The following is a 20,003-nucleotide window of genomic DNA, read 5'->3' as shown; positions in this document are numbered from 1 at the left end:
GGAGACCGGAAATGAAAGTCGGGATTGTTGGTTGTGCTGGTCGTATGGGCCGGATGCTGGTGAATGAAACTGCCAGAACCAAAGGATGTGACGTTGGTGGTGGCACGGATCTTCCCGGTAGCGCGTTTATCGGTAAGGATGTGACACTGATTGCCGGTCTGGAAGAAAGTGGCGTTTTGGTTGGTGATGATCCCAAGGCGCTGTTTGAGGCCGTTGATGCGGTGATTGATTTCACCGCACCTGAAGCCACCATGAAACACGCCAAACTGGCAGCAGAAACCGGCACCATCCTTGTGATCGGCACCACGGGCCTTTCCAATGATCAGAAAGAAGAGCTTAAGGTTGCCGCGCAAAAAGCCCCGATTATCTTTGCGCCGAACATGAGTGTGGGCGTGAACCTTGCCTTTGCGCTGGTCGAAAAGGTCGCAAGTGTTCTTGATAAGGATGTGGCCGACATCGAAATCGTTGAAATGCACCACAAGCACAAGGTCGATGCCCCGTCCGGCACAGCCCTTGGCCTTGGTGAGGCGGCTGCGAAGGGCCGTGGGGTTGTGCTTGATGATGTGTCGGTGCGGTCGCGCGATGGGCACACAGGCGCGCGTGAGGACGGTACAATCGGCTTTGCCACCATGCGTGGCGGCGATGTTGTCGGCGATCATACGGTGGTGTTTGCCTGCGAAGGGGAACGTATCGAGATTACCCATAAGGCATCGTCGCGCGAAGTCTTTGCCAAGGGCGCCGTTCGGGCCGCGAAATGGGCCGAGGGCAAAGAGCCGGGTCTTTATTCCATGCGCGATGTTTTGGGTCTTTAATCCGCCCGATACATACGCTGTTTCGTAAAAGAAAAACCCCGGCTGCGTTCGTGCAGCCGGGGTTTTGTATTTGTTTGGTCTTTGTCAGGTTCTAGTGCGCGTCGGCCCAGCTATCACCAATGCCCGCGTCAACAATCAGCGGTACGGACAGGTGGGCGGCATTTTCCATAACGTCGCGGATGATTTTGGTGGCTTTTTCGGCCTCGTCTTCGGGGGCTTCAAAGATCAATTCATCGTGGACCTGCAATAGCATGCGGGTTTTAAGCCCGGCATCAACCAAAGCACCCGGAACCGCAATCATCGCGCGTTTGATGATATCGGCAGCACCGCCCTGAATAGGGGCGTTAATCGCGGCACGTTCGCCAAAGCTTCGGCGCATGCCGTTTTTGTCATTGATGCCACTGATATGGATGTTGCGGCCAAACAGGGTGCGTACATGACCATGCTTTTTGGCAAATTCCTTGGCTTCATCCATGTAATCGCGAATACCTGGATAAATCTCGAAATAGGCTTCGATAAAGGACTTGGCTTCTTTTTGGGCGATGCCCAGCTGATTGGCCAAACCAAAGGCGGAAATGCCATAGATGATGCCAAAGTTAATTGCCTTGGCTTTACGGCGGACCATCGGGTCCATGCCTTCGATCGGCACGCCAAACACCTTGGACGCGGTTGCGGCGTGGATATCCTCGCCATTTTTGAATGCTTCGCGTAGTGCGTCGATTTCGGCGACATGGGCCAGAAGGCGCAACTCAATCTGCGAATAGTCGGCAGAAATAAGCTTGCAGCCCTTATCGGCGACAAAGGCGGTACGGATTTTGCGGCCTTCTTCGCTGCGGATCGGGATGTTTTGCAGGTTCGGGTCATTTGATGACAGACGCCCGGTATTGACGTTTGTCTGACCGTAACTGGTGTGGACGCGCCCGGTCAGCGGGTTGACGTGATGTGCCAAGGCGTCGGTATAGGTGCTTTTAAGTTTTGAAAGCTGGCGCCATTCCAAAATCTTGGTCGGCAGGTTATGACCAAGTGCGGCCAATCCTTCCAAAACATCTGCACCAGTTTGCCAAGCGCCGGTTTTGGTTTTCTTGCCCCCCGGCAGGCTCATTTTATCAAACAGGATTTCGCCAAGCTGCTTGGGACTGCCAAGGTTAAAGGGTTCGCCGGCCATTTCATGGATGGTTTCTTCCAAAACCGCCATGCGTTTGGCAAAGTCATTGGACAGGGTTTTAAGGATGTCGGTGTCGACCTTAACGCCCAAACGTTCCATCTTGGCCAAGACAGGCACCAACGGACGGTCCAGCGTTTCATAGACGCTGGCCATATGTTCCTGCGCGATACGCGGTTTTAACAATCGATGCAGGCGAAGGGTGATGTCAGCATCCTCGGCGGCGTAATCAAGCGCCTTATCAAGGGGTACCTGATCAAAGGTAATCTGGTTTTTGCCAGACCCGCACACGTCCGAGAACTTAATCGGTTGATAGCCAAGATGCAGATCGGCCAGTTCGTCCATGCCATGTCCGTGGCTGGTGCCATCAAGGACATAGGACAGCACCATGGTGTCATCCATCGGGGCAACATCAATGCCATGACGGGACAGAACAATCATATCGTATTTAAGGTTCTGCCCGACTTTCAGGACACCCGGATCTTGTAACAGCGGTTTGATCAGCTCAATCGCGCGATCAAGCGGGATTTGTTTTGGGGCGTCGCTTTTGGCCGGTTCGTCATCCGCATCGCCAAAATCAAAACCGCCTTGTGTACCCTTGGCATCTTCGCTGTCGGTGATTTTACCGTGGCCAAGCGGGATGTAGCAGCCATTGCCCGGCTCGGTCGAAAGCGAAATGCCGACCAGTTTGGCCTGATGGGCATCAAGGGACGTGGTTTCGGTATCAACCGCCACGATGCCCGCATATTCGGCCTTTTCAATCCAATGCGTTAGGCGGTCTTCGTCTTGTATCAGTTCATATTCGGTCTTTTCGACCTTGATATCATTGACACCAACACCCGGTTGGGTCGGCGATTCAAATTCGATATCGCCGCCGAACTTTGCTTTTACTTTAGAAAGTAATGATTTAAAGCCGTGACTTGCGATAAAGCTTAAAAGAACCTCGGGATCGGGTTCTTTAAGTTCAAAACCATCGATCTGTTCGACCACTGGCACGTCAACTTTCAGGGTGACGAGACGCCGGGAAATGCGGGCCAGTTCGGCATTTTCGATCAGTTTTTCGCGGCGTTTTGGCTGTTTAATTTCGCCTGCACGTTCCAGCAGCGAATCAAGATCGCCATATTCATCAATCAGCTGGGCCGCGGTTTTTACGCCGATGCCCGGCACACCCGGAACGTTATCAACTGAATCACCCGCAAGTGCCTGAATATCGATGACTTTATCGGGCGCAACGCCGAATTTCTCCATGACCTCAGCCGCGCCGATGGTGCGATTTTTCATCGCATCAAACATCTGTACGCGGTCGGTGACCAGCTGCATCAAATCCTTATCGGATGAGACGATGATGACGTCGGCACCGTCTGCTTCGGCCTGACGGGCATAGGTCGCGATCAGATCGTCGGCCTCGTATCCTTCGAGCTCGATCGAAGGCAGGTTAAACGCGCGGGTCGCATCACGGATCAAGCCGAATTGCGGAACCAGTTCTTCGGGGGGTGGCGGGCGATGTGCCTTGTACTGATCATAGAAATCATTACGGAAAGACTTGCCCTTGGTGTCAAAAATGACCGCCATGTGATCGGGCTTGGTGTCTTCGCGCAGTTTCATCAGCATGGTGCAGAAACCGTAAACCGCATTGACCGGGGTGCCATCGGGGCTGGTCATTGGCGGCAGCGCGTGAAAAGCGCGGAAAATAAAGCCGGAACCGTCAACCAAGACCACGCGGCGCGGTTTTGAGCCGCTGGCTGTTTTGGTGTCGGTGGAGGCGGAATCTGTCATGCGTCTATTGCTCTTATGTTCGAGGATCATGTTGGCCCGCAGAATGCCCGATCCGCGCTCGTAAGTCGAGGGTGCGCTGAGCCACATCGCAAAAGCAAATGCGGTCTGCTGACAAAACCGTGCCCCGGGGAAAATGCAGTTTGCGCGTAACTGTCTGTAATATATTTCGATTTCGATATGATAGGCCTAAGCACCGGGATTTGGACGATTTTTAACCGATCATCTGTTTGTGCTTATCAGTCTGCCCCGGTGTTGGTATGGTGAGGATATCACTTCATCCCAAGCGTATGGGAGATCCGGCTCGTGGCCCGGAAAACAACCAAGCCGGTATTTCGCCCAAAAGGCATCGGCGTTGAGACGGCAGGACCGGTCGGAGAGCTTTCGATTGATACGAGGCGATCCAACCGGAACGGCAAAAAGAAGCAAGATAGTCGTCGTACCAACGGTGCGAACGAAAGCGGCTGGCGCAGGTTATTCAGCGTCACTGCGTGGCTGCGCTTTGTCCTAACCTTTGGCAGTTTTGCGTTGCTGGTGCATGGGCTGTTTGTTTTCTTTGGGATTTACGAACGAAACCAACGACTTGCCAGTTTTGATCATTTTGTTTTGCTGATCAAACTCGTGGTGTTTGTCGCGTTGATGTATCTGTTCTATGCGATGCTGATGCATTACCGGCCGATTCGCCACAAGGTACGTGGCGTATTCTTTTTGGCGTTGGCGCCAGTGGCCGCCCTTTGTATTTTCATGATCTATGGTGGGGGCGCACTGTTTGGCAGTTTTGTCCCCGTCCTGCAATTCTTGATCCTGACCGCCGGGGTTGGCGGTTTCTTGTTGTATATCCTTGGCTATACGTGGATCACCAAACGCAAGGTCCGTCGCGATAATTTGAAAAACCCCGACGTGCTGTCATGGGCCGACCCGGCAGAACCAGCACGGCAAAAAGGCCTGCCGCCCGGTGTGCATCAGGACCGGCGCAAGGTCCAGAAACCAGGGAACTTGCGTTTGCGCAGCACCGATGGTGGTCCGCAATCCAGCGGCGGTGGTGGGCGTTTGAACCGCAAGGGTGGCAAGGTCAGCCTGCCCGAAATCTAAGCTTGGGAAATGCTTTGGTGACGCGGGGCTTGGGGCTGGTCGCAACCATCCCATGTCCGGCCTAAAAGACCAGCGCGGCTGCTACCCGTTCAAGAATGATTTTCCAGAACCACACCGGCTAGATATAGCGATCCAAGGATCAAAATCCGCGAGGGTGTCGGGTTTTCTTTTAAAAGCACAGCCATGGCCTGTTCCAAGTCACGGCAGGCGTGGCTTTGGGCAATGCCGCATGTTTTGCCCGCATTTTGCAGTGTGGCGGCATCGTGGGCTTCGTGGTCGCTGGGGATTTTAATCCCCGCCAATGCCGAGATATGCGGTGCCAGCGGCTTTAAGAACGCCACAGGATCGCGGTTATCAAGCATACCGACAATGGCCAATGTTTCGCCGTCCGGCTGCTGTGACAGCCATTCTGCGATGGCTTCTGAGGCGGCGATATTATGCCCACCATCAAGGATCAGTGTGCAGTCCTTTGGCAGGGCATCAATCAGTGGGCCTTGTTCAAGGCGCTGAAGGCGCGCGGGCCAGCGGGCAGCGCGCAATCCCTTGGCCAGAACATCACGATCCATGCCATCACAGCCGGGAATATTGGCCTGACGCACGGCGGCAATGGCGGTGGCGGCATTGATATATTGATGATGCCCCGCAAGTGCAGGTCGCGGCAGGTCGAGCATTTCGTTGCCTATCCGTAACGTAAAGCCAGACGGCGTTTCGTCGCGGACTTCAAAGTCGTTAAAGACCGGCGCGTTGATGGTGTTGGCGTGCCGGATCAGGGTATCGAATGCTTCAAGCGTTTGCGGGGCCAAAATGCTGACCACACCGGGTTTCATGATCCCGGCCTTTTCAAAGGCAATTTTGGCAATGGTATCGCCAAGGAAACCCTGATGATCCAGCGAGATCGGCGTGATCACGGTGGCGGCGGGGCTTTCCAGCACGTTTGATGCATCCACGCGCCCGCCAAGTCCGGTTTCCAAGATTAAAACATCGGCCGGAATGCGTGCATAGGCAAGAAAAGCCGCGGCCTGTGTGATTTCAAAGAAGGTAATGCTGTCGCCGCCATTGGCGGTTTCAACTTCTTCGAGCAGGTCACAAAGGGCTTGTTCGGAAATTTGCCGCCCGGCAAGGGTAATGCGTTCGTGGAAGCGCACCAGATGCGGGGAGGTAGAGCAATGAACCCGTAGGCCAGCTGCCTCATAGATGGCGCGCAAATAAGCCTGGGTCGAGCCCTTGCCATTGGTGCCCGCCAAATGGATGACAGGCGGCAGGCTCAGGTGCGGATTACCAAGCTTCTCAAGAAGCCGGGTAATCCGCCCGAGTGAAAGATCGATGACTTTCGGGTGCAACTGCCCAAGGCGCGCAATGATTGCGTCGCTTTTGGCAAGGTTACTTGTCTGTTTGGGCACCTTTGGCGTCCGACTTATTCTTGGCATCCTTGATCGGAACGATTGACGCACCCGGCTTGGTGCGACGGATCATGTCGATCAATCGGCCAAAGGTCTCGTTCAATTCGTTGCGCGGGACCACCATATCGACCATGCCATGTTCCAGCAGGTATTCCGCTGTCTGGAAATCATCAGGCAGTTTTTCGCGAATGGTGTTTTCAATCACGCGCCGACCAGCAAAGCCAATCAGGGCACCCGGTTCGGCGATCTGAATGTCACCAAGCATCGCAAAGGATGCCGAAACACCCCCGGTGGTCGGATCGGTCAGCAGCACGAAATAGGGCAGGCCTTTTTCTTTGACCTTTTCGATCGCAGCCGTGGTGCGGGCCATCTGCATCAGGCTGAGAATGCCTTCTTGCATACGTGCACCGCCCGATGCCGGAACGATGATCAGGGCTGCATCTTGAACCGATGCCAGTTCGGCGGCAGCAACGATGCCTTCGCCAACGGCCATGCCCATCGATCCCGCCATAAAGGAGAAATCGAAAACAGCAATCACCGTGGGATGGCCACCGACCTCACCATGGGCAACAGCCAGTGCGTCCTTGAAATCGGACTTGGCCTGTGCTGCCTTAACACGGTCGGTGTATTTTTTCTGATCACGGAATTTCAGCGGATCGACCGGAACATTCGGCAGTTCGATGGTTTGGTATTTACCTTCATCAAACAGGAGTTCAAGACGGTTTTTCGCGGAAATCCGCATATGATGCCCACAATGCTGGCAAACATGATTGTTCTTTGCCAGATCACGGTGGAAAATCATCTGTTCGCATGATGGGCATTTGTGCCAAAGATTTTCGGGCACATCTGTCCGGCGAACAAGTTGTTGAATCTTTGGACGGACGAATTCAGTCAGCCACGACATATCGGATACTGATCCTTAGGTTCTGTCTATACCGGTTCTTTTCTCAACGCCGCGTGATTATTTACGCGCGTTTCGGACCCCGTCTGCAAGTTCGCGTACAAGGCCAGTCACCATAGAGGCGGTCTTATCGGTGGCCTTGCCGTTTTCGTCAAGACTTTCGGCAATTTTTGATACAATTGCCGACCCAACCACGGCTGCGTCTGCCTGTTTGGCAACATCAGCAGCCTGGGCTGCGGTCTTGATACCAAAACCAACCGCAATCGGAAGGTCGGTATGGCGATGCAGGCGTTCCATTGCTTCGATAATCTGTTCATTGCTGGCTGATCCGGCACCGGTAACCCCGGCAACCGAAACATAGTAAACAAAGCCAGATGTATTCTGCACAAGTTTCGGCAGACGCTTGTCATCAGAGGTCGGTGTGGTCAGTCGAATGAACGATAGACCCTTTTCCACGGTCGGAACACAAAGTTCTGCGTCTTCTTCTGGTGGCAAATCTACCACAATCAGGCCATCAACCCCGGCATTGCGGGCGTCTTCAAGGAATTCGGCAACCCCATAGATATAAATCGGGTTGTAATATCCCATCAGAATGATCGGCGTTTCATGATCCTGATCACGGAAACCGCGCACCAGCGACAAGGTTTTGCGCATATGCATGCCCGCAGCAAGCGCACGGTTCGATGCTTCCTGAATGGCCGGGCCATCGGCCATCGGATCGGTGAACGGCATGCCAAGTTCGATGATATCGGCACCGGCTTCTGGCAGGGCTTTTAGAATCTCAAACGATGCTTCTGGGTCCGGGTCGCCTGCGGTGATAAAGGTGACAAGACCCGCACGGCCTTCTTCCTTGAGCTTGGCAAAACGTTTTTCGATGCGGTCTTTGCCGCCGATGATTGCGTCGCTCACAGTTTCACTCCCAGTGCTTCGGCCACAGTAAAGATGTCTTTGTCACCACGGCCACACAGATTGACGATGATGATTTTGTCTTTGCTCATTTTCGGTGCGATTTTCATGACATGGGCCAAGGCGTGGCTTGGCTCAAGGGCAGGAATAATGCCTTCGCATTCCGAACAAAGCTTAAATGCTTCAAGGGCTTCTTTGTCGGTGATCGCGACGTAATCGACGCGGCCGATATCTTTAAGCCAGCTATGTTCTGGACCAATGCCCGGATAATCGAGACCAGCAGAAATCGAGTCTGCTTCGGTGATCTGACCGTCATCATCCATCAAAAGATAGGTGCGGTTACCATGCAGAACGCCCGGTGCGCCGGCGGTCAGGCTGGCGGCATGCTTGCCGGTATGGACACCATGGCCCGCGGCTTCGACGCCGGTAATTTCAACATCCTTGTCATCAAGGAACGGATGGAAGAGGCCAATGGCGTTTGAACCACCGCCGATGGCCGCAACCAAAAGGTCGGGCAGGCGGCCTTCGGCTTCCATGATCTGTTCTTTGGCTTCGTTGCCGATGACAGACTGGAAATCACGAACAAGTTCCGGATACGGGTGCGGGCCAGCCGCGGTACCGATGATGTAGAACGTATCATCGACATTGGTAACCCAGTCGCGCAGTGCTTCGTTCATCGCGTCTTTCAAGGAACGCGAACCCGATTCGACCGCTTTGACTTCAGCGCCCAGAAGCTTCATGCGAAATACGTTGGGCGACTGACGTTCGATGTCTTTGGCGCCCATGTAAACCGTGCAAGGCAGGCCAAAACGGGCGCAAACGGTTGCCGTGGCAACACCGTGCTGACCGGCGCCGGTTTCAGCAATGATACGGGTTTTGCCCATACGCATCGCCAACAGGATCTGGCCGATACAGTTATTGATTTTGTGCGCGCCGGTGTGGTTGAGCTCGTCACGCTTGAAATAGATCTTGGCGCCGCCAAGTTCTTCGGTCATGCGCTCTGCGAAATAAAGCGGGCTTGGGCGACCGACATAATATTTCAGATAATAATCGAGCTCTTTTTGGAACTCCGGGTCATTCTTGGCGTCTTTATAGGCCTGCTCGAGCTCAAGAATCAGCGGCATCAAGGTCTCGGCGACGAAACGTCCGCCGTAATTACCAAAATGTCCGTCTGTATCGGGTAAGGTGCGGTAGCTGTTGGGCTTGGGCGATGAAGACGTCATAGAAATTCCCCGTGGGTAGGCCGCAAATGACATGCGGCATAGGCTGGCGACGACGGATTAATCCGCAGCGCAAACAGAATTTGTCGCGCTGGCTGTTTACTGTACCCAAGAATGGGCGTAACGGATTAATGGGCGGCGTGTTCGGCTTGGGATTTGTCGAAGATATATTTTTTTGAGCAGTATGGGCAAACCACTTCGCCGTTTTCCTCAAGATTGAGGTACACGGTCGGATGGCCAAGGTGACCTTTTCCGCCGTCACAGGCAATATTTAGGCTGCCGACTTTGATTTCTTCGGTGATCTTCATATATCCAGTTCCAAGTTTTATATGGCCATCGGGATTGGCCACGCGGTGCGGTCAGCATTGACCCCGGTTTAACGGGAATGATACCGATTGCGCATATTCAATCAATACTTCCGCATGCTCATGGCGCTCCATGGTCTTAGCGCAAACAAGCGACGCGGAAAAGAGTGGAGATCACTGACACATGACGACAATGCCCGACTATGCCATCGAAGTCGAAGGGTTGACCAAGGTTTATAAGGGATCAAATGGCGAAAAACTCGCCCTTGATAATGTCTCTTTGAAGATCCCGCGTGGCTCCTTTTTCGCACTTCTCGGGCCGAACGGTGCTGGAAAATCCACTTTTATCAACATCTTGGCGGGTCTGGTGACAAAGACCGACGGCACAGCCAAAATTTGGGACTACGACATCGAAACGCAAATGCGCTCAGCGCGTTGCTCAATCGGGATCGTGCCACAAGAACTAAATCTTGATGCATTTTTCACCCCGCGTCAGGCAATGGAATTGCAGGCAGGCCTGTATGGTGTGCCCAAACCTGAACGCCGCACCGACGAGATTCTCGAAGCAATCGGCCTTTCAGACAAGGCAGATTCGTATTCCCGATCACTTTCGGGTGGGATGCGACGCCGTCTTTTGGTTGGCAAGGCGATGGTCCATACCCCGCCGGTTTTGGTGTTGGATGAACCGACCGCAGGGGTCGATATCGAATTGCGTCAGCAACTTTGGGCCTATGTCAAAGAGCTGAACAAAGCCGGTGTGACGATTGTTTTGACCACGCACTATCTTGAAGAAGCCGAAGAGCTGTGTGACGAAATCGCGATTATCAATCAGGGCAAAGTGATTGCGCACGAAGATAAGCGCAGCCTGCTGCGCCGGATTGATCACAAAACGCTGCTTCTGACGTTGAATAACGAGGTGAATGCGGTGCCAGATGTCCTGGCGCCATGGGGGGCAGAGCTTAAAGGCGACAATCAAATCGCCCTGCATTACCGCCCAAGCAAAACCCAGATGGCGGAAATCCTAGAAGCCATCCATGGCTGCGGCCTTGCGATTAAGGACCTGTCGACCGAGGAAGGCGATCTTGAAGACATCTTCTTGAAGCTGACCCGCGATAACAATGCCGAACGCGCAAGCTCGGCGGCGTAGGCATAGGCGGCTTTGGCTGATTGAAAATATCTTCCTTCTATTCGAACCCCGCATCGTCTTGCGGGGTTCTTATTTTCTGGCTTTAAAATGATCACTTTGTCTGAAATTTTTTCCATCGGAGCCCCCTGTGTCGCGTAGTCAATTCTTCCGACGGATTTCTGGTCGTGTGTTGTCTTGGTTGGCGGCACCTTGTTTGGGCGCATTGCTTTGTGCATGCGCGCCGACGGTAAAGCCAGCCGGACCGCCGATTGCACAAATCTCGTTGAACTCAGACAGTTTTCAGACCAGCGATGGCACGATACTTCCTGTGCAAAGCTGGGGGGCGGTTGCTCAGCCATCTGCCGTGATCTTGGGGCTGCATGGCATGGGCGATTATGCCAACGGATTTATGGAGCTTGGCGAACAGTTGAGCGCCATCGATGGTACTGATGCTGATACTAATGCCGGTGCCGAAAACATTGCCGTTTATGCCTTTGATCAGCGCGGCTTTGGGCGTAGCCCGTCGCGCCCATACTGGGCCGGGACGCGCAGTATGGTTGATGATGCCAGTGATATGTTGATCTTGCTGCGTAGTCGTTATCCCAATGTGCCGATTTACCTTTTGGGTAATTCCATGGGTGGGGCGGTGGCGATTATGGTAGCAGCAACTCGTCCGACCCTGATGGATGGAGTGGTGTTGGTTGCACCCGCTGTTTGGGATCGCGATATGATGCCGTGGTATCAAACCGCGCCGCTTAGTGTCATATCCCACAGCTTGCCTTGGTTGCCGTTAACAGGCAGGGGGCTTGATATTTGGCCGTCCGACAATATCGAAATGCTGCGCCGTTTGTCGCGCGACCCAAATATGATGTCTTCTGTGCGGGTTGATTTGGTGGCCGGGATTGCCGATTTGATGGATTTGGCGCGTGTCCGGGTTTCCGACATTTCCGTTCCGACACTTTTGCTGTCGGGGGCAAAGGATCAGGTCATTCCACCTGAGGCCATTGATGCGATTGATCATGATCTTCGGGTGCAAAATTTACCAAGCTATTTCAGGTGTTTGTATCCATCTGGCTATCACATGCTGTTGCGCGATTTAAACGGGCCGGTGGTGATTAACGATATCGCGCGCTGGATTGCGGCCAAGGGGATGACGGAAAATTATTCCTGCACAGAACAATGACATCGTCCGGCAGGCATTTTGCGATTGCTTTTTGACCCCGGAAGGCCGATCAGGTAGCATTTAGGAAGTCTGTAGTTTGTCATTTAACGCATTACAGTCCCTACTCATTTACGCGGTGTCGGTTGGGTTGTCTGACGCGCATCCAATCCCGATATGTTAGCAACAAACGCGTTATTTTAGCGATTATTTCGGAGGATCAGGACCGGCATGCTACGGACCGTTCGGGCAAAGTTCCTGGGTGTTGCGGCCTTTTTCGTCGTGTGGCTGGTTGTGGCGACTGGTTTTTCTGTCATTCAGTCGCTGGGGATCAATGGCGACCTTGAAGCGGTTTCGCGTTATGTCACCCCGGTCAAAGATGCCATTTCCGATGTGCGTGCGCGCCAGCTTGAACAGATTTCCCTGATTGATCGCTATATGCGGGTGGTTGAAAATGACGGCCCAAGCGCCCCGTTGCTCAATGGCCTTGAAATCGAAATCACCGCCAAGCAGACCCAAATCGAACAAGCCTTTCGTAAGGCGTTTACCTTTGCCGCCCTTGGCCGAGCACAGGCATCTGATCATTTCGACAAGGGCGTGTTGCTTGACCTTGATGTTCGCATGCGCGAATTCGCCGATGTGTCTGCGCAGTTTTCACTTGGCGTTGAACGCCTTTTAGGGCGGGTCGGCGACGGCGATTTGATCGATGCCCAGCGCCAGGAAAACATGGTGCGCGGCCTGCATCGTCAGATCGTGCTGGATTTGCGCAACGAGATTTTGCTGCTGGAAAAATACGCCGCCGATACGGTTGAAAACGTCTCGCTCCGCGAAGATTTCCTGATTCAGGCCGAATTTATCATGATGCTGGCCGCCGTGGTGATTGGCGTTTCGCTGGCCTATTACATGGCGCACGCGGTGGTGCGGGCGGTGCAAATGATCACCAATGCGCTCAACAGCGTGCAGTCGGGCAAACTTGATGCCAGCCTTGATTTCAAAGGAAAGGGCGACTTTGCCCGCCTAGCAGAGGCATTTAACCGCATGACCCGCGAATTGCGGGTGCGATTCCGCATGCGTGAACGGTTTGGTAAATATGTCGATCCAAAAGTCGTCAATAACCTGATTGCTCAGGAAACCGCACTTGAAACCTCTGAAAAGCGGGTGATGACGGTCAGTGTTGTGAACCTGACCGGATTTGACTGGCTGGCCGAACATACCGCGCCAGAGAAGCTGGTCGATTTCCTAAATGACTATTTGACCGCGATGACCGAACCGATTGCCGGACACAGCGGGATTATTGATAATTTCGTCGGTGACCGGGTAATTGGTTTTTGGGGCGCGCCGTTTTGCGGCGAAAATGCCCATGCCGGCCATGCATGCCAAGCCGCGCTAGAGCAAGTCGCGCGCTTTAACGCGCTTAAAACCAAATATGCCGATTTGATCGGTGATCATGGGCTTGATATTCGTATCGGTATCGCAACGGGCGAGGTGGTTGTTGGCTCCATCGGCACCGACAAGTCGCGTTCCTATACCGTGGTGGGCGATTGCGTGAACTATGCCAACCGTCTGGAAAAAGCCAACCGTGTTTACGGTACCCGTATTTTGGCATCCAACGAAACGGCCAAAATGGCATCAGCTGACGTTGAAATGCGTGATCTTGACCATGTGGTGCTGCTGGGTACGGAACAAGTTGTCTATTTGTACGAGGTGCTGGCACAAGGCGGGCAATTGTCCGAAGAACGCCGTGATTGGCGCCGCAAATACGAAACCGCCATGGCGCTGTATCGCGATGGCAGCTTTGATCAGGCCCGACCACTTTATGAAGAAGTCGTCGCGTTTGATGACAGCGACTTTGCCGCCCAGCTGATGATGAACCGTATGGAGCGTCTGCAACGGCGCGAACAGGACCGTGAATGGAACGGCACATGGGTGGTGCGTGATCCGTATGAGCGCCGCGACGTCGAAAGCTGATTGTACCACAACTCAGCCAAAGCTAGGGTAACTGGCCTTGGGTGATGATCTGGGATGCAATCGGGTTCAAAAACCCTTGCCCGTTCTGCTTAAAACCTGTATCACCCAAACCGCTCGGGCCACTTGATCCAGTCGTGGCCCCATATATTGCGCACCCGTAGCTCAGCTGGATAGAGCGCTGCCCTCCGAAGGCAGAGGCCACAGGTTCGAATCCTGTCGGGTGCGCCAAATTCTTGGGGATGGAGTCATGGTTCCCAACTTTCAACAATCTTGACACAGATTCTATTTTATCTTCTTACTTGGGGAATAGAAGTTTGGAGAGTTTATTATGCCTTTTCCAGCCCAGCCAAGAGTAATTTACGATAAAAATGCTCTCGTAGAGGTTGTGTGCCAAGTCAGGTTTCCAACTATCTTAAAGATTGAGGCTGAGCCACCTGTTGCGTTTCAGGAGGCGGTCAGGGCGAAATATCCTTTTTTTAATGAGAAAGATGTGATTCAATTATCTCTTAATGCGGACGCTCCTGCTCAGCAGGTGCGGCAGAATGGGAGAGTTTTAGAGTTCACTTCGTCCGATCAAAAATCAAAAATATATTTTGCAAAGAATTTTATATCATACCTGTCTAACTCGTACGTCAGGTGGGAAGATTTTCGCGCTGATGCACATAGCTGCATTTCAAAATTCTTAAGCATTTATGGTGTAAATAACTTTACTAGAATCGGGTTAATGTATCGAAATCAGATCACTAACCAACATGCCGGTACATCTAACCCCAATTGGGGTGAGCTCCTGAACCCTGCAATTTCAGGCATATATTCATCGAGTGAAATTGATACTGATGCAATCTCCTCGATGAAAGGTACCTTCTCGTCTGCCTTATCTGATGACGGGTTTGTAAATGCTTTCTATGCTTCGGAAGAGGAAAGTAACATTAAGAAATTTGCGATTGATGCTGATTTCTTCTCTGAGGAAGCACTGACTGGTGGAGTAGAAGATGTCTTCGAGCGACTTGACGGTTTCAATCGAAAATCAGGAAGCTTTTTCCGATGGTGTATTTCAGAGAAACTCCACGAAAGATTGGGACCTCAGCCAGTTTCCTGAAGCTGAAGAAATCGATCTTAATTCTGATAATTGCACGGCAATAATAAAAGTTGCAGCTCGTAGCCAGCATCAACACGAATCTTATGACCTGCATAGAATTGCAAATGTGTCTAATAGACTTGCAATTAGACAGATTGACCCGGAGATCATCTGTTTTACGATATTGGACCATCGTTTGTCCCAATATCCATCGGCGCGCTTTGGCCTTAGTCAAAACACTAAACGTGGCGAGCACTTGTCGTGGTTGAGGCTATTTGAGGCAAGTGAAGAAGCTTCCCCAAAGCAAGACGAGATCACAGACGTTTTTAAATACCTAAATGGTATGATCTCTGAAAAGCGCCTTTCTGATGTAGATCATCTTCTATTCTTGCTAGGAAATATCCGAATGAGCTTGGAGTTGAAGGCTGCTATTCTCAGGTTTACTTATCCAAAGAAGGATGAGTTTCGTGCTTGGAATAGTGCAGTTGATAACATTCAAGATAAGATTAAAAGTAAGGGCGATAATCCCAAAGATCTTCTGTTCGGTCTAATTTGAGGGATGTCAGTGCTTGTTTGTCACAAATCTGCTGATGTGAATTGTATTCAAGTGGTTTCATTAGGAATCGCGGAGACATCAGAGGGGCAGCGGCATGTCGGCATTATTTATCGCAAAGATAATCAGGTGAGAGTGTGCCATTTGGCTTGGCACTGCAAATTGATCGACGAGTTGGCTAGTGAGACAGCTCATTTTAAGTTTGATTGGGTCAGAATAGCTATCCCTGATGCTCCTTTACGAGCTGTCGTCTCATTTATTGAACTCATTACAGGCTCGAACACCGGTAGCGAAATTCCATACTCGTTCTTGGGACAAACCCAACCTTTCGACCGTGTGACCGGTAAGTATAATCCATCGGTTCATGCAGGGGACGGTTTGACTTGTGCAACCTTTATTTTGGAAATCTTTAAGTGTTTAGGGCTTGAGCTACTTGATGAAAGTAGTTTTGAAGAGCGCCCCGACGACTTGGATTGGCAGAACAAGATTACCTATTGGTTGCGCCAGCGCAATGTTGAGGGTCATCACGTAGCAAAATTAGAGGAATCAAATTTGGCGAAGCGTTTCCGGCCGGAAGAGGTGGCGGCAGCGTCGGGTGAGGAGAACCTGCCTTTGCAGTTTACCGAGGCTGCGTCGAAAGGTGTCGCGTTGGTTGAAGAACTACATAATTGCTGCCCGTTTACAGAAGACAGAGCAAGACATAGGTAACTGCAATCGTTCCATCAGGTTGAACGAAATTAATGATCTAGGTTAAATATTTAATGCGCGGCTATCTTCATGATTTTGCAGGTCGCAACGTGTTGTTTGCAATGGCAGCACCAGCGGAATATGGGAGTTCCTTAAGCAGCGTTTCACGCCATTGTTGATTAGTGTCGGCCCAATTGAGGTGGCGGTTGACTTATCGGTGGCGCTGGCGGTGTTTGAAAATGCCAAAGACCTCCCTGATTTGGTCGTGATCCTTGGCTCGACCAGGTCACGAACGCTAGATCAAGCTCAGGTTTATCAGGCGATTTCGGTATTTTACCGCAATATGGATACATTGGTTTCGGACTTCCAGAAGGTTGGGCGCCGTTTGTGAATTTGACTGCCGAAGTCGCGTTGCCATACCGGATTCCCTGTGCCTTCGAAGGACGACTTTCAACCGTGCCAATTTTGTTTCAGGTGATGCAAATGATGCGATTGATGCCGATATGGTTGATCTGGAAAACGACGTGAACCTGAGTGCGTACGAAAACTGCGTCCGTTATCCTGCTCCGATCCAGCGCGCCTTTAGTACGTTATTGATATATATAGTTCTATATAGAACTAGTTGACTGAGGTTTTGGAATTTGTATTGTCGAGGTCTCGGGAGGAAACGAGATGGTACAAATTCAACAAGAGCGGGAGCCCGACAAGCGGCTTCCGGCTTATTTGCAATTGCGTGATCGCCTGGCAGCGCGTATCGCCGCTGGTGAATGGCGCGCGGACGATGTTTTGCCGTCTGAAAATGTTCTGACACGCGAAAGCGGCTTGTCCGTCGGAACGGTGCGACGTGCAATTCAACAGCTTGTCGATGAAGGACTTTTGGAACGCCGTCAGGGATCGGGAACGTTTTTGCGTAAACCCGCATTTGACGCGACCTTGTTCCGCTTTTTTGCCTTGCAGCCCAAAGATGGCAAGCCGGTAATCCCAGTCAGCCGCGTTATCGCGCGGACACGTGTGAAAGCGCCATCACAGGCAGCGCACATCCTTGGTACAGAGGATTGCATCCGGATTGATCGCCTGCGCGTGGTGTCTGATGAAATTCTGCTGTCTGAGGAAATCTGGCTGCCAAATCACCTGTTTGACGGGTTTGACAGTGTCGATGCCAGCAGTATCGGCCCCTTGCTTTATCCCTATTATCAAGAACGGTACGGCGTGTTTGTCGCACGTGCAGAGGACGAGGTCAGTTTCGCCACCGCAAGCCCGGCCCAAGCACAACGATTGAACCTGTCGCCGGGGGATCCGCTTGCCCGCATTGAGCGCACGGCCTTTTCCCTGACAGGTGATGCGATCGAATGGCGTGTGGCCTATGGCGATGCCGCGCGGTTCCGGTATCGCAGCAATATCACGTAATTCCGGCCAAGGTCGCGACCGCCAGCTGTAATGCCGGGCACATCCCCGGCGGGTGGTTGATCTTGGCTAGATTTCCCTTGTTTTTGCGGTTTCACGTTTGCTGCGCACCCGAACTTCTTTTGGCGCGCGTACGGTGAAAACACGTGAAAATCCCCTAAGATGGAGACGGTAAAATGACCTCTGTGTGTCGCGTGACGGGTATTGATACCCACGCACATATTTTCCATCCCGATTTGCCGATGGTTGCCGGGCGTCGCTATAGCCCGGAATATGAAGCAGCCCTTGATGATTGGTTGCGCCTTCAAGATGCCGCGGGGATCAGCCACGGCGTTCTGATTCAGCCCAGTTTTCTGGGTACCGATAACAGTCACATCGAAGCCGCCTTGCGCGCCCATCCCAACCGGCTGCGCGGCGTTGCGGTGATTGATCGCGATATTGATGATGCCAAGCTTATGGACCTTGCCAAAGCCGGGTTTGTCGGCGCACGGCTTAACCTTGTTGGCAAAGATATTGAAGATTACCGCGATCCGGCATGGACAGCCTTTTTTGAACGTCTTGCGAAACTAGACTGGCAGGTTGAAATCCAGCGTCGTTTCGAAGACCTGATCGACATTGTCCCGGCCATGGTGGCCGCGGGCGTGACTGTTGTGATTGATCACTTTGGCCTGCCCGGGGGGCAGATTGATCCAGACAATCCAAAACATGCCGCGTTTCTTGCGCTTTTGGCCAAAGAACCCCGCATTTGGGTGAAGCTTTCAGCACCTTATCGTGCCGGGCTTGATGCTGTGGCGGCGGCAAGTGCGCTTGAACATTTGCGCGCGGCATGCGGCGGGATTGATCGTTTTGTTTGGGGCAGCGATTGGCCGCATACCCAGCACGAAGACGTCGTGAATTACCATCAACAATATGACCGGCTGGTCGCATTGCTGCCTGACGCGCTAGAGCGTGATCAGGTGCTATGTGCAAATGCAGTGCGCCTGTTCGGGTTCGATAAAAACGTGGAAGATCGGAATTCCAAATGAGCCTTCTGATTGTTCTGGCCATTCTTCTGGCCATTTTCCTGGGCTATATCACCCGGATTAATATCGGCCTGTTTGCCATTGCTTTTGCCTATATCCTGGGCTGCTTTGTCATGGGACTTTCGCCCAAGGAAGTCATAGCGATGTGGCCGCTTAAGATCTTTTTTGTGATCTTTTCGGTCTGCCTGTTTTACAGCTTTGCGATGGTCAACGGGACCTTGGAAAAGCTGGCTGGGCATCTTTTGTATTTTTGCCGGAACGCGCCTTGGCTTCTGCCGTTTGCGGTGTTTTTGACCGCGACTGTGATTGCGGCAATGGGCGCTGGTTACTACACGGTTCTGGCCTTTATGGCGCCGGTTACCCTGATTTTGTGCAAACGCACCGGCATGGACCTGATCGTTGGTGGCTTGGCCGTGAACTATGGCGCATTGGGCGGGGCGAACTTTATGTCCAGCCAAAGCGGGATCATTTTCCGTGGGCTTATGACAACGGCCGGAATTTCGGACAATGATGCCTTTATCAACGCAACTGCGATTTTCGCCAGCACGTTTGTCTTGCCGCTGATCGTCATATCGGTGTTGCTGTTTGTGTTTGGCCGCCATCGCACGATGGGCACCGATTTGGGGGATGTGACAAAACCAGAACCGCTGACATCTCAGCAAAAAACGACCTTGGTTTTGACCCTTGTCATGATGGCTGTGGTGTTAGCAGCGCCGATTGCCAACCTGATTGCGCCGGACAATGCGACGGTCAATTTCATCAATTCAAAAATCAATATTGGTTTGATTGCCAGTGTCTTTTCCGTCATCGCCCTTCTTTTGAAATTGGGGGATGAACGCAAGGCGATCAGTTCGTTGCCGTGGGGCACACTGATCATGATTTGCGGTATGGGCATGTTGATTGCAATCGCCATTAAAGCCGGGACGATCGTTCAGCTTTCTGAATGGATCGGTGGGAATATTCCGGCCTTTTTGGTGCCGCTTATGTTTGGCATTGTCGCGGCGATCATGTCGCTGTTTGCCAGCACGCTTGGTGTCGTGACGCCGGCCCTGTTCCCGATGGTGCCGGTGCTGTCTGACCAATTGGCAATCAGTCCGGTTCTGATGTTTGTGGCGATTGTCGTTGGGGCGCAGGCAACATCCATCTCTCCATTTTCATCGGGTGGCAGCCTTATCCTGAGTTCCGCACCCGATGAACAGGAACGTCGTTCTTTGTTCTCTCGGTTGTTGTTCCGTGCCGCGCCGATTGGGTTTATTGGGGCGATGTTGGCCAATATCGTGCTGACCTTCGTCTTGTAAAACCAGACACCCAAAATGATATCTTAAATGGCCGTCCGGTATTCGGGCGGCCATTTTTTGTTTTCTCTGAAATTTCAGATGTGCCTGAACTGGCTTTGCGATAGGGTCCATATCAGCGGAACGACGAACAAGAGAGA

The 20,003-nt window shown here is 52.4% G+C and carries 18 protein-coding genes and 1 tRNA gene; 13 read left to right on the top strand and 6 right to left on the bottom strand.

What is annotated here, in order from left to right:
- Positions 1-11 precede the first annotated feature (11 nt).
- Positions 12-812: a 4-hydroxy-tetrahydrodipicolinate reductase gene (dapB, locus tag HCZ99_RS03580; RefSeq protein ID WP_167445470.1), complete on the top strand. Its 801-nt coding sequence runs from the start codon at positions 12-14 to the stop codon at positions 810-812.
- Between the two features lie 91 nt (positions 813-903).
- On the opposite strand, the gene polA is transcribed toward dapB, so the two are convergent.
- The gene (polA, locus tag HCZ99_RS03575; protein ID WP_175581374.1) at positions 904-3,750 is read right to left on the bottom strand and encodes a DNA polymerase I; all 2,847 of its coding nucleotides are present in this window, start codon (positions 3,748-3,750) and stop codon (positions 904-906) included.
- Positions 3,751-4,053: 303 nt separating this feature from the next.
- Here polA and HCZ99_RS03570 point away from each other — a divergent pair, with 303 nt between their 5' ends.
- Complete coding sequence (locus HCZ99_RS03570) at positions 4,054-4,839, top strand: hypothetical protein (protein ID WP_175581373.1); 786 nt, start codon at positions 4,054-4,056, stop codon at positions 4,837-4,839.
- Positions 4,840-4,928: 89 nt separating this feature from the next.
- Here HCZ99_RS03570 and HCZ99_RS03565 read toward each other — a convergent pair whose 3' ends face one another.
- From HCZ99_RS03565 to HCZ99_RS03545, 5 genes are all read right to left on the bottom strand, one after another.
- Positions 4,929-6,239, bottom strand: a complete 1,311-nt coding sequence (locus tag HCZ99_RS03565) for a folylpolyglutamate synthase/dihydrofolate synthase family protein (RefSeq protein ID WP_368484219.1) — start codon at positions 6,237-6,239, stop codon at positions 4,929-4,931.
- Positions 6,220-7,143, bottom strand: a complete 924-nt coding sequence (accD, locus tag HCZ99_RS03560; protein WP_167445467.1) for an acetyl-CoA carboxylase, carboxyltransferase subunit beta — start codon at positions 7,141-7,143, stop codon at positions 6,220-6,222. The genes HCZ99_RS03565 and accD overlap by 20 nt, the downstream gene beginning before the upstream one ends.
- A 57-nt stretch (positions 7,144-7,200) precedes the next feature.
- Positions 7,201-8,049, bottom strand: coding sequence for a tryptophan synthase subunit alpha (trpA, locus tag HCZ99_RS03555; protein WP_167445466.1), 849 nt, complete (start codon positions 8,047-8,049; stop codon positions 7,201-7,203).
- Positions 8,046-9,269 (bottom strand): tryptophan synthase subunit beta, encoded by a 1,224-nt coding sequence (gene trpB, locus HCZ99_RS03550; protein WP_167445465.1) that lies wholly within the window; start codon positions 9,267-9,269, stop codon positions 8,046-8,048. Before trpB ends, trpA begins: the two co-directional genes overlap by 4 nt.
- A 125-nt stretch (positions 9,270-9,394) precedes the next feature.
- Complete coding sequence (locus tag HCZ99_RS03545; protein ID WP_368484218.1) at positions 9,395-9,616, bottom strand: zinc-finger domain-containing protein; 222 nt, start codon at positions 9,614-9,616, stop codon at positions 9,395-9,397.
- Between the two features lie 139 nt (positions 9,617-9,755).
- Here HCZ99_RS03545 and HCZ99_RS03540 point away from each other — a divergent pair, with 139 nt between their 5' ends.
- The 11 genes from HCZ99_RS03540 (at position 9,756) to HCZ99_RS03490 (ending at position 19,866) form a co-directional block, all read left to right on the top strand.
- Positions 9,756-10,718 carry an ABC transporter ATP-binding protein gene (locus HCZ99_RS03540; protein WP_167445464.1) on the top strand — a complete coding sequence of 321 codons (963 nt, stop codon included), beginning with the start codon at positions 9,756-9,758 and terminating at the stop codon, positions 10,716-10,718.
- 127 nt (positions 10,719-10,845) lie between these two features.
- Entirely contained in the window at positions 10,846-11,880 is a 1,035-nt protein-coding gene (locus HCZ99_RS03535) for a lysophospholipase (protein WP_368484217.1), read from the top strand.
- 207 nt (positions 11,881-12,087) lie between these two features.
- Positions 12,088-13,824, top strand: a complete 1,737-nt coding sequence (locus HCZ99_RS03530) for an adenylate/guanylate cyclase domain-containing protein (protein WP_167445463.1) — start codon at positions 12,088-12,090, stop codon at positions 13,822-13,824.
- 151 nt (positions 13,825-13,975) lie between these two features.
- Positions 13,976-14,052: transfer RNA gene (locus HCZ99_RS03525), tRNA-Arg, on the top strand.
- A 100-nt stretch (positions 14,053-14,152) separates the two neighbouring features.
- Positions 14,153-14,923, top strand: a complete 771-nt coding sequence (locus HCZ99_RS03520) for a TIGR04255 family protein (RefSeq protein ID WP_167445462.1) — start codon at positions 14,153-14,155, stop codon at positions 14,921-14,923.
- Complete coding sequence (locus HCZ99_RS03515) at positions 14,817-15,458, top strand: hypothetical protein (RefSeq protein WP_167445461.1); 642 nt, start codon at positions 14,817-14,819, stop codon at positions 15,456-15,458. Before HCZ99_RS03520 ends, HCZ99_RS03515 begins: the two co-directional genes overlap by 107 nt.
- Positions 15,459-15,461: 3 nt before the next feature.
- Positions 15,462-16,163 (top strand): hypothetical protein, encoded by a 702-nt coding sequence (locus HCZ99_RS03510; RefSeq protein WP_167445460.1) that lies wholly within the window; start codon positions 15,462-15,464, stop codon positions 16,161-16,163.
- A gap of 178 nt (positions 16,164-16,341) precedes the next feature.
- Complete coding sequence (locus HCZ99_RS03505; protein WP_167445459.1) at positions 16,342-16,533, top strand: hypothetical protein; 192 nt, start codon at positions 16,342-16,344, stop codon at positions 16,531-16,533.
- 281 nt (positions 16,534-16,814) lie between these two features.
- Positions 16,815-17,549: a GntR family transcriptional regulator gene (locus tag HCZ99_RS03500; protein WP_167445458.1), complete on the top strand. Its 735-nt coding sequence runs from the start codon at positions 16,815-16,817 to the stop codon at positions 17,547-17,549.
- Between the two features lie 173 nt (positions 17,550-17,722).
- Positions 17,723-18,571, top strand: coding sequence for an amidohydrolase family protein (locus HCZ99_RS03495; RefSeq protein ID WP_167445457.1), 849 nt, complete (start codon positions 17,723-17,725; stop codon positions 18,569-18,571).
- On the top strand, positions 18,568-19,866 hold the full coding sequence (locus HCZ99_RS03490) for an SLC13 family permease (RefSeq protein ID WP_167445456.1): 1,299 nt from the start codon (positions 18,568-18,570) through the stop codon (positions 19,864-19,866). Before HCZ99_RS03495 ends, HCZ99_RS03490 begins: the two co-directional genes overlap by 4 nt.
- Positions 19,867-20,003 lie beyond the last annotated feature (137 nt).

This window comes from Thalassospira lucentensis (assembly GCF_011806425.1).
In the GTDB taxonomy this organism is placed as follows: domain Bacteria; phylum Pseudomonadota; class Alphaproteobacteria; order Rhodospirillales; family Thalassospiraceae; genus Thalassospira; species Thalassospira lucentensis_B.
The sequence above is the reverse complement of the archived record's forward strand: the minus strand, read 5'-3'. Positions and strand labels throughout refer to the sequence as shown.

Excerpts from the sequence above, each read along its gene's own strand:
- HCZ99_RS03490 (WP_167445456.1), top strand. The coding sequence starts at position 18,568 with ATGAGCCTTCTGATTGTTCTGGCCATTCTTCTGGCCATTTTCCTGGGC.
- dapB (WP_167445470.1), top strand. The coding sequence starts at position 12 with ATGAAAGTCGGGATTGTTGGTTGTGCTGGTCGTATGGGCCGGATGCTG.
- HCZ99_RS03540 (WP_167445464.1), top strand. The coding sequence starts at position 9,756 with ATGACGACAATGCCCGACTATGCCATCGAAGTCGAAGGGTTGACCAAG.
- HCZ99_RS03500 (WP_167445458.1), top strand. The coding sequence starts at position 16,815 with ATGGTACAAATTCAACAAGAGCGGGAGCCCGACAAGCGGCTTCCGGCT.
- polA (WP_175581374.1), bottom strand. The coding sequence starts at position 3,750 with ATGACAGATTCCGCCTCCACCGACACCAAAACAGCCAGCGGCTCAAAA.
- HCZ99_RS03510 (WP_167445460.1), top strand. The coding sequence starts at position 15,462 with ATGTCAGTGCTTGTTTGTCACAAATCTGCTGATGTGAATTGTATTCAA.
- HCZ99_RS03515 (WP_167445461.1), top strand. The coding sequence starts at position 14,817 with ATGTCTTCGAGCGACTTGACGGTTTCAATCGAAAATCAGGAAGCTTTT.
- trpB (WP_167445465.1), bottom strand. The coding sequence starts at position 9,269 with ATGACGTCTTCATCGCCCAAGCCCAACAGCTACCGCACCTTACCCGAT.
- accD (WP_167445467.1), bottom strand. The coding sequence starts at position 7,143 with ATGTCGTGGCTGACTGAATTCGTCCGTCCAAAGATTCAACAACTTGTT.
- HCZ99_RS03530 (WP_167445463.1), top strand. The coding sequence starts at position 12,088 with ATGCTACGGACCGTTCGGGCAAAGTTCCTGGGTGTTGCGGCCTTTTTC.
- HCZ99_RS03520 (WP_167445462.1), top strand. The coding sequence starts at position 14,153 with ATGCCTTTTCCAGCCCAGCCAAGAGTAATTTACGATAAAAATGCTCTC.
- HCZ99_RS03495 (WP_167445457.1), top strand. The coding sequence starts at position 17,723 with ATGACCTCTGTGTGTCGCGTGACGGGTATTGATACCCACGCACATATT.